Source organism: Paraglaciecola sp. IT1134 (genome assembly GCF_058068185.1).
The window spans coordinates 930,535-945,409 of the sequence record NZ_CM176486.1; the positions used below are offsets into that span (position 1 = coordinate 930,535).

11 protein-coding genes and 2 tRNA genes are annotated in these 14,875 nt (G+C 46.4%); 5 read left to right on the forward strand and 8 right to left on the reverse strand.

What is annotated here, in order from left to right; translation table 11 throughout:
- Positions 1–139: 139 nt before the first annotated feature.
- Complete coding sequence (locus tag AC3RV5_RS04135; RefSeq protein ID WP_489730706.1) at positions 140–1,858, reverse strand: DUF885 domain-containing protein; 1,719 nt, start codon at positions 1,856–1,858, stop codon at positions 140–142.
- Positions 1,855–3,177, reverse strand: a complete 1,323-nt coding sequence (locus tag AC3RV5_RS04140; protein WP_489730707.1) for a M24 family metallopeptidase — start codon at positions 3,175–3,177, stop codon at positions 1,855–1,857. Before AC3RV5_RS04140 ends, AC3RV5_RS04135 begins: the two co-directional genes overlap by 4 nt.
- A 484-nt stretch (positions 3,178–3,661) precedes the next feature.
- Between AC3RV5_RS04140 and AC3RV5_RS04145 the strand changes: the two genes are divergently transcribed.
- Together AC3RV5_RS04145 and AC3RV5_RS04150 are read left to right on the forward strand one after the other, a co-directional pair.
- Complete coding sequence (locus tag AC3RV5_RS04145; protein WP_489730708.1) at positions 3,662–5,302, forward strand: S8 family serine peptidase; 1,641 nt, start codon at positions 3,662–3,664, stop codon at positions 5,300–5,302.
- Between the two features lie 336 nt (positions 5,303–5,638).
- On the forward strand, positions 5,639–6,043 hold the full coding sequence (locus tag AC3RV5_RS04150) for a MerC domain-containing protein (protein ID WP_489730709.1): 405 nt from the start codon (positions 5,639–5,641) through the stop codon (positions 6,041–6,043).
- On the opposite strand, the gene AC3RV5_RS04155 is transcribed toward AC3RV5_RS04150, so the two are convergent.
- The 4 genes from AC3RV5_RS04155 to rsgA form a co-directional block, all read right to left on the reverse strand.
- The gene (locus AC3RV5_RS04155) at positions 6,040–6,738 is read right to left on the reverse strand and encodes a glycerophosphodiester phosphodiesterase (RefSeq protein ID WP_489730710.1); all 699 of its coding nucleotides are present in this window, start codon (positions 6,736–6,738) and stop codon (positions 6,040–6,042) included. The two genes, AC3RV5_RS04150 and AC3RV5_RS04155, sit on opposite strands and share 4 nt — an antisense overlap.
- A gap of 9 nt (positions 6,739–6,747) precedes the next feature.
- Entirely contained in the window at positions 6,748–7,614 is an 867-nt protein-coding gene (locus tag AC3RV5_RS04160) for a DMT family transporter (RefSeq protein ID WP_489730711.1), read from the reverse strand.
- Positions 7,615–7,617: 3 nt separating this feature from the next.
- A complete protein-coding gene (gene asd, locus AC3RV5_RS04165) occupies positions 7,618–8,478 on the reverse strand; it encodes an archaetidylserine decarboxylase (RefSeq protein ID WP_489730712.1) in 861 nt (286 codons plus the stop codon).
- A gap of 169 nt (positions 8,479–8,647) precedes the next feature.
- On the reverse strand, positions 8,648–9,676 hold the full coding sequence (gene rsgA, locus AC3RV5_RS04170; protein WP_489730713.1) for a small ribosomal subunit biogenesis GTPase RsgA: 1,029 nt from the start codon (positions 9,674–9,676) through the stop codon (positions 8,648–8,650).
- A 111-nt stretch (positions 9,677–9,787) separates the two neighbouring features.
- Between rsgA and orn the strand changes: the two genes are divergently transcribed.
- The 3 genes from orn (at position 9,788) to AC3RV5_RS04185 (ending at position 10,842) form a co-directional block, all read left to right on the forward strand.
- A complete protein-coding gene (gene orn / locus AC3RV5_RS04175) occupies positions 9,788–10,333 on the forward strand; it encodes an oligoribonuclease (RefSeq protein ID WP_489730714.1) in 546 nt (181 codons plus the stop codon).
- 315 nt (positions 10,334–10,648) lie between these two features.
- Positions 10,649–10,723 (forward strand) — tRNA-Gly (locus AC3RV5_RS04180).
- Positions 10,724–10,767: 44 nt separating this feature from the next.
- Positions 10,768–10,842: transfer RNA gene (locus tag AC3RV5_RS04185), tRNA-Gly, on the forward strand.
- A gap of 290 nt (positions 10,843–11,132) precedes the next feature.
- Here the strand turns inward: AC3RV5_RS04185 and AC3RV5_RS04190 are convergent.
- Together AC3RV5_RS04190 and AC3RV5_RS04195 are read right to left on the reverse strand one after the other, a co-directional pair.
- Entirely contained in the window at positions 11,133–12,983 is a 1,851-nt protein-coding gene (locus tag AC3RV5_RS04190) for a CRTAC1 family protein (protein WP_489730715.1), read from the reverse strand.
- A 71-nt stretch (positions 12,984–13,054) separates the two neighbouring features.
- Positions 13,055–14,806, reverse strand: a complete 1,752-nt coding sequence (locus AC3RV5_RS04195) for an Ig-like domain-containing protein (RefSeq protein WP_489730716.1) — start codon at positions 14,804–14,806, stop codon at positions 13,055–13,057.
- Positions 14,807–14,875: the final 69 nt, after the last annotated feature.

The window sequence follows — 14,875 nt, forward strand, 5'->3', positions numbered from 1 at the left end:
GTCAGTCCCCTGTCTTAGGTTTTATAATTTTTATTAGCGGTTATTCAACTTCCCCAGTGTATGGCATAGAGCAAAAAGCACTCAAGATGATAGGGGAGATTATTCGCCTTAAATACGTAACATATTGTTAGCAGTTGTTTTACTTTTGACTAGTGATCCAATTATCTACCACGTCCTCTAGCACAGCCATGGGCAAAGAGCCTTGACCGATTATCGTGTCGTGAAAGGTGCGTAAATCGAATTTCTCTCCCAACTGCTGCTCGGCCTTTGCCCGCAGTTCACGGATTTTAAGTTCACCTATTTTGTAGGATAGTGCCTGGCCCGGCCAGGATATATAACGGTCAATCTGATTAGCTGTGGCCTGGGGCGTTAATGCTGTGCGACTGGCCAGATAATCAATCGCCTGTTGTCGACTCCAACCAAAGGCATGGATGCCGGTATCGACCACCAAACGCACCGCGCGCCACATCTCGTAGCCTAAACGTCCGAAATCACTATAGGGATCCTGATAAAATCCTGCTTCTTTGCCTAATCGTTCTGAATACAAACCCCAACCCTCGGAAAAAGCAGAATGGTTTAGAGTGCGGCGAAATTCAGGTACGTCAAGCTCCATGGCGATGGCATTTTGCAGGTGATGACCGGGCACGGCTTCATGTAAACTTAAAGCCTCCAGGTTATACAAAGGTTGTTGAGCGGGAATAGAGCTTAAAAAGTACGTGCCTGGGGTGCGGTTATCCGGCGGCGGCATGTAAAACGCACCGCGGCTGGCAGAGCCTTTAATGGCAAACGTATTGCGTGGCAAGGTAGCGAACAAGCTGGGCAATTTGCCATACATTTTTTGGGTAATAAACGCCGTTTTTTCCAAAACATCCTGGGGATCCACGGCATAAAACTGCGGATCGGTGGCCAGAAACTGTAAAAATTCTTGGTAGCTACCACTAAAGCCAACTTGTTTGATAATGCCCTGCATCTGCTGATATATACGCTCCACCTCATCCAGCCCCAACTGGTGAATTTGTTTAGGGGTGAGATCAGTGGTGGTGTAATAATTGGCGGCATAGGCATAATACTCCGCGCCGCCTTTTACACTGGAAATGCCAGGCTGAGTTCGACAGTGGGGCATATATTGTTCAACAAAAAATTGCTGGAAATGGGCATAGGCCGGGATCACGGCTTGGGTAATCAAGACCTGTCCTTTTTGCCGGTAAGCCTGCTTTTGCTCGGCGCTAAATTGTGCAGGGAAACGGGTAAAGGGTTCATACCAGGCGCTGTCTTGAGCAGAGTCGACTATATGCGCGGCGATCGTTTGTTGATAGTCCTTGAATGTTTCGCAGTGCTGGACAAAGCCATGTTCTACTCCCTGCTTTAACAAATCGATATTTTGCTGATTAAATCGCGGGTAGTCCGCCAGACTCACCAGATATTGATCATAATCAGCTGCGCTTAAAAACGCCATATTAGCCGGTGCTTCGGCAAAATAAGTATGCCAGCCGCTTAAAAAATTAATCGGGAAGTAGCGGTCCTGAAATTGATAACTGTTGGCTTGTGTTTGACGTTCATATTGAAACAAGCGGTAACTGATTTGCCTGGCTTTATCCAGTTCATCTATGGGGATAGTCGCCAGTGCCGTGAGCACTTTTTGATTAAATTGTTCCCGCCGAGCAAACCCTTGAGGGCTTAAATCCGCCAATTTCCCCTGGGGTTTCCACGCATCTGGATCGGTACGAAAAAATATTTTTTCGTGTTTGGCTTGTTGCCAATGTTCGGCCAGCAAACCATCAAAGTCTTGTGTTGGGTTCGCCCACAACGAGCAGCTGTTGGCGCAAAGAGCCAGGGTCGCTATAACGGATTTAATCATGCTTGTTTACTTTCCAGTGGAGCTAACGGGGCCAAGGTGCCAATAGGGGAGTCCAACGATTCAGGTGGTGTGGTGAACCAGTGTGGGCCGTTGTTTGTCATGTAGATACAATCTTCCAGGCGCACGCCAAATTCGCCTGGAATATAAATGCCCGGTTCGTTTGAAAAACACATGCCCGTTTGCAACGGCGTTAATTCGTTATGTACAAAGTTGACGGGCTCATGGCCTTCCATCCCTATGCCGTGGCCGGTGCGATGAGACAGACCCGGTAGCTGATAATCCGGCCCCAATCCCAAGGTTTGATAATAAGCCCGCACGGCATCATCTATCTCACCCGCAGGTGTACCCAATTGGGCTTTTGCAAACGCAACCTGCTGGCCCTGGCGTACGTTATTCCAGATTTTTCGCTGTTTTTTACTCGGCTCACCCAATACAAATGTGCGGCTAATATCCGATTGATAACCTCGCACCGCACAGCCGCAGTCCATCAGTACTATTGAACCTTCGGTTAAATTCAACTGCTGTTTGGTACCATGAGGGTAGGCGCTCGCTTGGGCAAATAGCGCCATATTCCAGATGTCGCTGCCGCCGAGCTGAGTTTGGGCATCATGCATTAATTGTTTAACCTCCCCCTGGCTCATGCCGACTTCAAGCTTCGAATAAACATGGGCATAAGCGCTCAAGGTGACTGCACTGGCTGTGTGCATCAGTTGTATTTCATGTGCACTTTTGAGCATCCGGCAGCCCCGGGTGATAGGGGCGGCGCTGATATCTTGCATGTCTGGTAATTGTTGCATTACCCCCTGGAGTACAAAATAACGAACTGAGTGTTCAAAGGCTATCTTGCCTTTTGTCACGCCCCGGTCCTTAAGTACACGCTGAATGTTAACAAACGGATTTTCATGCTCCTGCCACACATTTACATCGTCTCCTACTGCCAGGGATTCACGAATGCTGGGTTCTTCAAAAAAAGGACAGACGACGGCAATTTCCCCTTCCCGGGGAATGATAACAGCGGTCAAACGTTCGCTGCGCCACCACTGAATACCGGTGAAATAATCCATGGCCGCACCAGGCTCCAGCACCATGGCGGCAACATTATATTGGGCCATCAGTGACTGGGCTTTACTGATACGGGCCATGCGTTCTGCTTTGGAAATGGGTTTGGCATTGGCAGTGATATTTTTTAATGCACTGGCAGGAGGAGTTGTTGACGGGTTTTCCAAGGCGCTTGGCGAGGCCAGTACTTGACTACCAAAAGGAAGTGCAACAATGGCTGCGCCACTGCCTTTAAGAAAGGCTCTTTTATTTATATTCATTGTAATTTCCTTTGGCCTGAATATTTTTTATTATTAATAGTTAATGTCTTTCAGGGGCGTGATTGGGTACAACACCTAACAAGCTAGCGACAGAATTCGAATGAACGCACTATTAGCTCTGTCTGCAAGTAAGGGGCACCCGTGAAGTAGGTTCAATATCAGATGAATTATTGTATAGACCTTTTCCTTATAATGAAGAACCAATGACCTACATTCATCGGATTTTATGGTGCATTGACCGAATGTCACTTACCACTAATCGATCTGCGAAGTAGTGATAAAGCATCCCCGAGCCTGTTAATACCTGTTCTTCATTGGGTAACACTAATTTTAAATTGTAAAGGAAAGTTACCGGTAAATTAGCCTTGGCTGGTAAGTTAATTTGCCTCTTGGCGTTGCTATCTATAGGTAATTATTTTAGTTGTATCCTAGGGAACCTATCCCTGATGAAACATAACATTAAAATAAAAACTAGGAAGCAACAATGATAATAACTAAAAAGAACCGCGCTCTAGCAATATTTGGCGCATCTGCGCTTACCTTATTAACCACCAGTGTCGCCGCCGCAGTGGGTAATCAGGCAAGCATCGAAAATATTTATACCTCAGGCAGCGATCTGAGTATTGAGTCGAAAAAAACAATACGGGATTTGATCCAAGAAGCAGACCCGACAGAGCGTTATATCGTTACGTTTAAAAGGGGCAGTACCGAGCGCTCAGTTGATCGAGTTTCTACTAAAAGTTCGGTCATGGTCGAGGGCAAGTTGCAAGCCGCCAATGCTCAGCTCCTGCTACAAAGCTTGGGTGCCAAGCCGCTTAAAACCTTAAGCAAACATCGTATGATAGCGGCGAAGATGAATAAAAAAGTATTAAACAAATTATTGCAAAACGACCAAATAGAAAGTATTTCCATTGATCCCAGACGTTATCTGCAGGCGCAAAGTACGCCCTATGGCATCACTATGGTACAGGGGCCCCAACTGGTGCAAAGTGATCTTGGGGCACGTAAGGTGTGCATCATAGACACAGGCTACAACCTGAATCATCCGGACTTGCCAGATCAAAATGGCGGTGTTTCTGGGCAAGCTAATAATACTTCAGTGGGCAACTGGTACAACGATGGTAATGGGCACGGTACCCATGTTGCTGGCACTATTTCAGCCTTAGCTAACAACGAAGGAGTGGTGGGGGTTTATCCAGGTGTGGATTTGCATATCGTTAAGATATTTGATGACACCGGAAGCTGGACCTTCGCTTCTGATCTCATTGGTGCCATAGATCAGTGTCAAAATGCCGGGGCCAATATTGTCAACATGAGTCTGGGAGGCGGTACATCTTCTACCGCCGAGCGTGATACCATGCAGGGGTTTGTGGACAGTGGCATCATGTTAGTGGCGGCGGCGGGCAATGACGGCAATAGCAGCTTGTCTTACCCTGCTTCATACAGCTCGGTTATCTCGGTCGCGGCAGTGGATTCGGCCAAAAGCCGGGCGTCTTACTCCCAATATAATAGTCAGGTCGAGATTGCTGGTCCGGGCTCCTCAGTATTATCAACTTGGCCAATCAATGGCTATAACACCATCAGCGGAACTTCTATGGCAACACCCCACGTAGTGGGCGCCGCGGCTTTGGTGTGGAGCTTCTTCCCAGAATGTACCAACCAGCAGATCCGTGGTGCGCTCAATGCCTCGGCAGAAGACAGGGGAACCTCGGGACGGGATAACTATTATGGTTACGGCATAATTAAATCAAAAGATGCCTATGACTACCTTAATACCTATGGTTGCGCCGGCGATACGGGTGTTGGTGGCGGTGGCCCTGTGACACCGGTGTCCGGCCAAATCACAGATTTGTCGGCGACAAGAAACAACTGGATACGCTATACCTTGGCCGTCCCTGCAGGGGCAAGCACCATGACAATATCCACCTCGGGGGGTAGTGGCGACGCAGATTTATATCTGCGATTAGGCGCCCAGCCTTCTACCAGCATCTATGATTGTCGTCCCTATCTAAACGGAAACAATGAGACCTGTACCTTTACGAATCCGGGCTCTGGCACCTGGCACATAGGTATTCGGGCCTATAGCGCCTTTAATGGTGTGACCATGAGCTACAGTTACCAATAACAGCAGTAGTAAAATGACCCGCTGCACCCAGGCTGCGGGTCATCCCAAAACTAGTAGTGTGGTCATTTTCATTTTGCAGATGTTGGCGAGTTATTAAACCTAAAACTGCACAAGAGGGTTTTCTCCGCTTCAGACACCTTCTAAACCAGGAACTATAATCAAGTACTTTCAATAATTTGCGCCCCTATATTTTTGCTTTGACCTTGTTTGTCACCACCTGCTTTGAGTAGCAAGTTATAGGAAGTGGCACAATAAAGGAGAAATTCCCGCAAAATTTACGTTGCATTCGTTAGTTAATGTTATATTATAACGTACAACTTAACGAAGGGCCGGGTTATGCAATTAACAAATGATAAAACGCTATTAGACAGACTGGGCATATGGGCCTCAAGTTTGTGTGCGTTGCATTGTTTATTGTTACCTATACTGATCCCGTTGTTACCTTTTGTTGGGGCTAGTTTTTTTGCCCAGGGCTGGTTTGAACGCAGCATCTTGTCATTATCTATGTTGGTGGGGTTTTGGGCCTTGTTCTCGGGTTTCTATCGCTATCACCGTCAACTTTATCCTTTATATAGCCTGGTTCTAGGCGGCATTATTTATTGGAACAAAGATATGTTTGGCCCCAGCTACGAACCTTTCACTATTGCTATAGGTGCGCTGTTGATAGTGGGTGCTCATGTGGTGAACTTGAAACTTTGCCAAAGCTGCAATAACTGTGAATCCAGCTGCTCAACAGACTAGATCTGATTAGCCAGTATCTGTCTGGCTTTGCCTGGTGCGTTACTAAATACCCCGTCTACCTGCCAGGCTTGTAATCTTAACAAATCTGCTGGTTCATCCACGGTATACACAAATATTTTAAGCCCCCGTCGTTTAGCATCTTGCACAAATTCACGATCAACAAATCCCACATCTGCGTTAACTGAATAAGCATCCAGGGCGTCGGCAAAGGCCGTGTAATCGATAGGTTTGCAGGCGGTGAGTGCCCCAATTTGTAAGTCAGGTTTAGCTTGCTTAATCGCCTTCAACAGATGGTGGTCAAATGACGAGACAATAAATTGCCCGGGTGTAAAACCCAGCTCCGATAAAGCTTTGTCGATAAGGCTGATAATCAGCCCAACATCTTGCACCCCTTTTATCTCGATATTTAGACTGCAGCGGCCCGCTATGCGCTGCATGATCTGCCAAAGGGTGGGGATGCTTTGCCCCCCACCTGCGTCAAGCTGCTGTAGCTCGGCCAGGGTATAGTCTTGTAATTGTCCTTGACCGTTAGTGGTACGATGCAACCAATGATCGTGGATAACCAGCAGTTCATTAAGGTGTTGATGTACGTCAACCTCTATGCCGTCAGCGTGCTGGTCCAAGGCTTTGTCTATGGCCAGTAAGGTGTTTTCCGGCGCGTCGGCACTGGCCCCGCGGTGGGCAAAAATAAGCATGGGAAGTCCTTATTTTTTGTGTAATTTTTGGGTGTTAATCGTTTCGTATAGTGCCGCACAAACCACCAATAAGCCACCTACATAGGTTTGCCAATTAGGCTGCTCATCGAGTATCAATATAGCCAGTATCACACCATATAGCGGTTGCATACAGGCTACCAAAGAGAAGGTTTTGGCCCGTAAATGTTTTAAGCTGGTGGCTATCAGTGCATGGGGTACGGCGGTGAATAAGGTGCCTAAAGCAATCAACCATAAATAGGTTTGGTCTGAGGCTTGGCTGATATCAGGCGATACAAAAAAACTTAAACACAGGAATATTACCAGAGTCTGGTACGCCATGGCGTGGGCTCCGGAATAATGGGAAAAGTGTTTACGATGGATCAAGTTCCTAAGGGCATACAATACCGCTGAACACATACCGACAATGATCCCCAGCGTGATGTCGTTATCTAAGGACACTTCAGGGACAATCAAATAGATGCCAAATAACACTACTATCGCACTGACGATATCCTGCCAAACCAGACGAATACCTTCAAAAAAGGGCTCAACCAGCACAGTGATCACCGGAAAGGTAAACAGGGCTATCATGCCCACCGATACACTAGAGTATTGCATGGCAGCAAAGTAGCTGACCCAGTGTGCAGCCATTAACAAACCCAGACCCAAGGCAATCAGGTAGTCGCGATAATTACGTAACGCCAGCTTGCCACCGGTTAGTTTAACGATACTAAACAACATAATGCAGGCGATAATCGACCTGCCGAAGGTAATATCCGTGGCCGACAGAGGAATGATCTTAGAAAAAAGTGCCGTCGCACCCAACAAAATTACTGTGAAGTGTAAAGACCACAGACTTTTTTTAACCGGATCCACAGCTTAGTCAGTCAAAGTTGCAAAAACATCACCCAGTCGGGTTTCATCTCCGGCATTGAAGGCTGCAAATTCCAACATATCACGCTCGAAACAGGCCACTATAGTGGAGCCAAGTTTAAAGCGCCCCAGTTCCTGGCCTTTTTTGAGGTGCACAGAATGTTCGCCGGTTGCAGGATATTGCCAGTGCTGAACATTTTTACCCGTTGGCGGTGACACTGTACCTGCCCAAACGGTTTCGATACTGGCAACTATGGTTGCCCCAACTAGTACCATGGCCATCTTGCCCTTGGGCGTATCGAAAAGCGCCACTACACGTTCGTTACGGGCGAACAGTCCCGGTACTCGCGCTGCGGTTAAAGGGCTGACCGAGAATAATTCACCTGGTACATATAACATATCGGTTAATACACCATCCATAGGCATATGAATGCGGTGATAATCTTTAGGTGCCAAGTAGATAGTGGCAAATTTGCCGCCTAAAAAGGGGGTTGCCAGTTCGGGCTTGCCACCCAACAGGGTAGTAAGGCTATAGTTGTGCCCTTTAGCCTGAAAAATACTGTCATAGACAATATCGCCTAGCTGACTGAAGGCACCATCGACCGGCAACGCTAGTTGTTTCTCCTCGGCACAGATAATGCGAGCTTGGGGTTTGAGTTCCCGGGTAAAAAACTCATTGAAGGAGGCATAGTCTTCTGGGTTTTCCCGCAGAGCTTCGCTCATATCTACCTGATATTGTTTAATAAAAAGCTTGATGCCTGCGGTGGTTAAGGCTCCACCCTGTGCTGCGGCTAGCTTGCCTACCAGCCTGGATAACAGGTGTTTGGGCGTAATGTATTGTAATGCAATTTTTAACGAATCGAACAAGTGAGAATCCTAAAACATGTAGTTTTTACCACCGGCGATTGTACAGTAATAATAAATTATGTGTGAATACCACTAAGCACAATGGGCTATATGCTAGTTGATTGTGGCGTTCATTTTTATGCACGACAGTCGGGGTTGCTTGGGTGGTCGTGCATGGCGCGGTTGGAGCTTATACCTTGCTGTGCGCCGGACGTAGCTCGTCTAAGTTGGACAAAATTTTGTGGTAGCTTTGATAACGTTGAGCGCTTATTTCACCTTTTTCCACGGCTGCGCGGATAATACAACCCGGATCATTGGCATGGGTACAATCACGAAATTTACACCCGCCAATATAATCTCTAAATTCTCTAAAGCCCCAGGTCAAACGCTCCATAGGCATATGCCATAAGGCAAATTCACGTACTCCGGGGGAGTCTATTAGGTCGCCACCTTGGGGGAAATGCAACAACTTGGCGGTCGTAGTGGTGTGTTGCCCCAGACCGGAGTTGTCTGACACATCGCCGATATTTTCATCGGCTTCTGGTAGTAACTCATTAATCAGACTGGATTTCCCCACCCCGGATTGGCCAACAAATACGCTTATTTTGTCTTGCAGACATTCAGCCAATTCACTGAGCCCGGTATGAGTTTTACAACTGGTGTAGACCAACCGATAGCCTATGTCCCGGTAGATTTGCAGCTGTTGCTCGACAACTACCCGCTCTTGCTCACTAAGCAGCTCTACTTTATTGAGCAAAATGACCGGTTCAATTTCCACATCTTCCGAGGCCACCAGATAGCGATCGATAATATTTAATGATAGAGCCGGAATGACCGAGCTGACAATAATGATTTGGTCAATGTTGGCGGCAACAGGTTTCACGCCGTCATAAAAATCTGGGCGGGTGAGGACAGATTTTCTATCTTGCACTATCTCAATCACACCACTGATGTTTTGGGTTGTGTCTTTGCCGGGGCGAAACAACACGTCGTCACCACAGACCACACTGACGATGTTGCGCCTTATATGACAGCGATGAACTTTACCGTCAGCATCTTCAACATCGGCATGTTTACCAAAACGGCCAATGACTTTGCCTATTTGCTGCTCCTCCAGTTGATCGTCCTGGGGGGCTTTCGACGGTTTAGCCAGCCGTTTACTGCGGTTGCTGGAAACTTGACGGCTTTGTTTTTCAGTAAGTTTGGGTTTTTTCGCCACGGGGGTTTCTATACTTGATTTAAATTTCTTGTATCATGTTAACTTTAGCAAGTCAGGAATTATAGCAATTCCTTTGAACAACTTGCATATCACAAGGTATTAGGAGTAAGCATGACGGTTGAGACACAAAACCTCGTTTGGATAGATATGGAAATGACGGGGCTGCACCCCGAAGTCGATGTCGTGTTGGAAATCGCGACTATAGTCACCGATGCTAATCTCAAGGTACTGGCTGAAGGGCCGGTATTGGCTATTCACCAAAGTGATGAGGTGCTTAATGGTATGAGCCAATGGTGTATTGATACCCATGGCAAAACAGGTTTAACCGACAGATGCAGGAAAAGCAGCATAAACGAACAAACTGCGGTAGAGCAAACCATCGTATTTCTGGAAAAATATGTGCCTAAGGGCGTGTCACCTTTGTGTGGCAATACCATAAGCCAAGACAGGCGCTTTATGGTCAAATACATGCCTGAGCTGGAAGAGTATTTTCATTACCGCAATATCGATGTGAGTACGATTAAAGAACTGGTTAAACGCTGGAAACCGGAACTGCTTGAGGGCTTCCATAAAAAAGGGGTGCACTTGGCTCTGGATGATATACGTGAGTCCATTGCTGAAATGGCGTATTACCGCCAGCATGTTTTTACTATATAGCGGCGTATGCGCTAAATAGGTGCCTGATTGCTCAATAACAAGACTTATATATCGTGTAAAAGCAAACAATTAGGCCCAAATGCAATTTAGAGCTTGCGTCATCAGTTAATTTTTGTAAAATGCGCACCCGTTGTCAATTACAGCGGCAAGACGTTTTTAAAAAGTGCGGGACTAAATTGTCTGGAACAATTTAGAACAACCGAAGGTTGGCCTGTAAGGCAAAGCGGACGCCGCGCGATACAGGATGTATCTTGCAGTAGCTCAGGTACTGAGCAATGACCACAACACGTTGCACTTGGTGCACAACATTATTATGCGGGAATAGCTCAGTGGTAGAGCACAACCTTGCCAAGGTTGGGGTCGCGAGTTCGAATCTCGTTTCCCGCTCCAAAACTTCGAATTTACAAGTTGCACGCAGTGCACATCATCATTATGCGGGAATAGCTCAGTGGTAGAGCACAACCTTGCCAAGGTTGGGGTCGCGAGTTCGAATCTCGTTTCCCGCTCCAAATTTTACATTTTCATTAAGTTTAACGTGGCTTGTTAATTAACAAGCGATCAAACGCCGGTCGCGACAACGCGCTTGCCGGTTACGAATCTCGTTTCCCGCTCCAAATTTAAGTCGAGTGAGTAATCATAGATAGTTTATTACTTGGCGCCGCTCCCCCAAGGGGTAGCGATCGAGCGGTGACCGAGCGTCGACTATCACGCGGTGGGCGCCAAGCGGTGGCCGCCACGCGGTGGCCGAGTACCATTCTTTTTGCTGTTGCTACATATTACATTTTTATTGAATTTAACCTCAATTGTGCAAATCGAGCTGAGTTTTCTCACCATTAGACCAACGCAAAGTGGAACTCTCAATGTTGGCACAGTTACCTAAACCTATATGAAGTTGGTTGTTGGCACCTTGTGAAAAAGGCGATGATGTCGCACCAACCACTCTTACATAGGTGCTACCACAGGCTATGACAGTGAGTTTTGCTCCAATAGCGGTAGCCTTGCCACTGGGCGAGTTACCGACTTCTATTTTGATAGATTTGTTATCCGTAATTTGTTGGTTATTGGTAAATAAATGCCAGCGCCCCCGTTCGTTTGAATAAATCAGATCCAAATCACCGTCTTTATCATAATCAAATGATTCTGCTGCTCCACCGGTAGCACCCAATTCCCTGGATACAACGCCATGATTGTCAGCGACGTGGAACCCTTGTCCGGATTGATTCATTAGCAATATTTGGGGTGTTTGCTGTGCCATATTACCGTAGCGCACCACAAAAATGTCTGACCAACCATCGTTATCAAAATCCCCCACGGTAGCACTGGTGGTTTGCTCGCTAATATCAATGGCGAGCTTTTGGGTCGCATCGATAAATTTACCGTTTTGATTTTCCAGCAACACGGCTGGCAAAAATTCAGGCTCTGAGGTAGCAGGTTGAGAAATAACATGGTGGATAACGCCCGCAGTGGGTGAATGGGTTTCACCCGCCACGCGCCACTGGTTCTTGCCTAAATAGCCAATATATAATCCGTTAGTTGGACGAACGGTTGGCCACCCCATAGCTTGTTCGGAACTTAATTCGAAGTTTTTGCCACCGTGTTTATCCACATCAAATGTTAATTTTCTTTTGTCTTCACCAACAAATACATCAAAGTCAGGGTAGGCCATTTGCAGATTTTCGAGTTTAAAATTGCCATCTATAGTTAAGTCATCAAACTGAAATTTTTGCGCTCTGGCAAAAAATGCAAAACGTTGATGCTGTTTGTCATAATAAGTCTGCTGTGTAAATTGATGTTTGGCGCGGGTGAGGAAAAGATCAAAATCGCCATCATTATCGAAGTCGATTTCAGCCATACTGCTGACATCACTGATATTGGCAAGTTCAGCCAACACTGAGCTACTTTCATCAATGTAATTCAGGTCTTCACCGCCTGTCACTGACACTATATTGTCGCCACCGTAGAACATTAAGTCGGCAATATTATCGTTATTAAAGTCGGTGACTAATACTCGATAACCCAGCCATTTAGCCTGAGGCAGTAAACCTTTAAAGAGTAATCCTTGTTCGCCTAGGTTTTGATAAAGGTGATTTGCACCTTGAGTTTGGTTCTTTAAAGGAAAGGCCGACAGAATCAAGTCCAGTAGGCCATTATTGTTACTGTCGACCAGTTTGGCTGCGCGTCCTCGGGTTCTTTCGTAAAGTTGAAACTCTTCACCGCCGACGACGCTTCGGTCTTTATTTACGTGATAAATGATGGGGTAACGTGGGTTTTTGCCTCCACCCCCGCCCTGCGAAATGATCAAATCCATACGACCGTCTTGATCATAATCACCCGCGGCGATCCCATGTGTATCACCACCAACCACATCTTGTGGAGCTGAGAATACGCCTAGATCATTCCAGTATAAACGTATCTTTTGAGAATGTTCGGTAATGAGTAAATCTTGATAACCATCCTGGTCTAAATCTGCTATTACGGCAGCATCCCACTTACGTCGTGAACGCTGTTCAAAAGGAACTATTTTTCTGTATTCACTAAATAAGGGCGTTAATCGGGTATTATTTAATTTGTTTATTGTCAATGTTTCAGAGGTTTGGCAAGCACTCAGACAAATAATACTAAGAGCAAAATATTTCACAGATCGTGGCATTGTTAGGTAACCTCGTAAAAAAAAGCCACACCAGAATTAATTCGAGTGTGGCTGAATGTGAGTGATTAAGTTTATTGCACAGGAATAACGGCGTATTCGTCTAACAACAGTTTTTCTCCTTCAGGAAGGCCATATATTTCCCAGAATTGGAAAGCATCGGTCACTACGTTCCATTCTGGCGGCACCGACCATTCTCTGCCACCCGTAGCTTCATTTGTAAATTCAACGAGTTGCCATTCAGTGGTTTTTTGCAGTGTTGCAGATAAAATGCCCGCAGTCGGTCTTCTAAAATCAAAGCCGGGACCACTGGGACCACCATCATAAGTCCATGCTAAAAGCACATGTTTAAGGGTGATATCTCCTACAGGTAAGACAGGTAATTTCGCCCAAACAGAATACTTGAAGGTAAGTCCAATTGAGGTTGCACCTAGGCCATAAGTTGCACTATGCCAATTCCTTTGTTTATTGAATACCTGTTGCAGTATTTTAGTTGACTCATCAGCACCGGCAGTAACTTCAAGAGAATTGCCAGATAGCGCATCTGTAGATGCCGCTACCGTTCCGCCTCCGACCCATGGAGCCCCTACGTTGTCCAGATTAAAATCCGTATTAAAACCTGCTGGATGGACAGATTCCCCAGTTTCACACATCAGGTTTTTAACGACAGTAGCAGTGAGGCTCTGACTTGCCACATCGGCAAATTCAGTTGAGCCGGTATCACCGGATCCTAGGGCAACTGTTGCATCAAAGCTAAATCCGACAGTTGAAGGGCCGCCTACAGTAAACATACCAACGCCATTTTCACCATAACCGATGGAGGTAGCCGGGAAGTCTATTTCGTTACTAGATGTCCAGTCATACACATAACTACCAGTTAACGTGTCGCCAAAGGCGGGGGTGGGGGCGACGTTAAATCCGGCTGTGACACAAGCGGGCACCTCTTTAGCACCGGTTTTTAAACCATTGCTATCCAGGTCACCGTTAGTGATGGCAAGCGTAAATTCAGAATACACCTCTAAATTGACGGTAGTGGTTTTTTCCGGTGAGTCGGTACTGGCTACTGTTACCGTGGTTTGGCCAGCCTGAATTGTGGTTATGTTGCCCTCACTATCAATACTTGCAATTGATGGATCGGTAATAGTGTAGCTAAGGCCCTGGGCGCAGGCTTTTTCGGGTAATACTGAGGCAAAAAGTTGCGCCTCTTGCCCCATCAGTACTCGAATGGGTTCTGCGGTTACGCTTTCAACCGCGTCAAAAACTGCATTGAGAGTCAACGTAAGTGTCCGCCTTGGAAGCGCTTGGCCCGCTGGTAAATCAAAACCATTATCAACTGCAAAATCTATTGTGTAAGTCACTTGAGACGGGTTGTCTAAAAATCCGTCAGGCGTTGGATTATCGTCAACATCTCGTGGTCCTCCCCTAACGTCAGATGCGTCACACGTGCTTAGGCGATCAGAAAACTTATCTGTATCAATGATCAACTTACCGTCTTTTTCAGAAAAGGGAGAAACGGTCTGGTTAGCTAGGCCATTACCCCTTACCTGAGGCGTGATGTAGTTTTGATCCGCTGTGAAATTGAAATCTGAAATGTTGACGTTACCCGTTAACGGCTGACCATTTGCCATCGCGCCAGCAAGTAAATCCACTTCTTGGTTACCTGTTTCCTCATCAAAAGATGCGGTCAGATCTTGCGCATCAAATGTCACAATAGCCTTTGCACCAAAACCAGGATCAAATCCTTCGTCAGTGCCCCCACCACAGCCTACTAAGAAACTTGCAAGCATAGCTGCAGTTACTTTCTTTACTAGTAAGTGTTTTTTCATCTTACCTCTCCAAAATTCTGTTGTTTGAGGTTGAGCACTCTGTGCTCAACCTGCTTTAAAAAAGTGCTA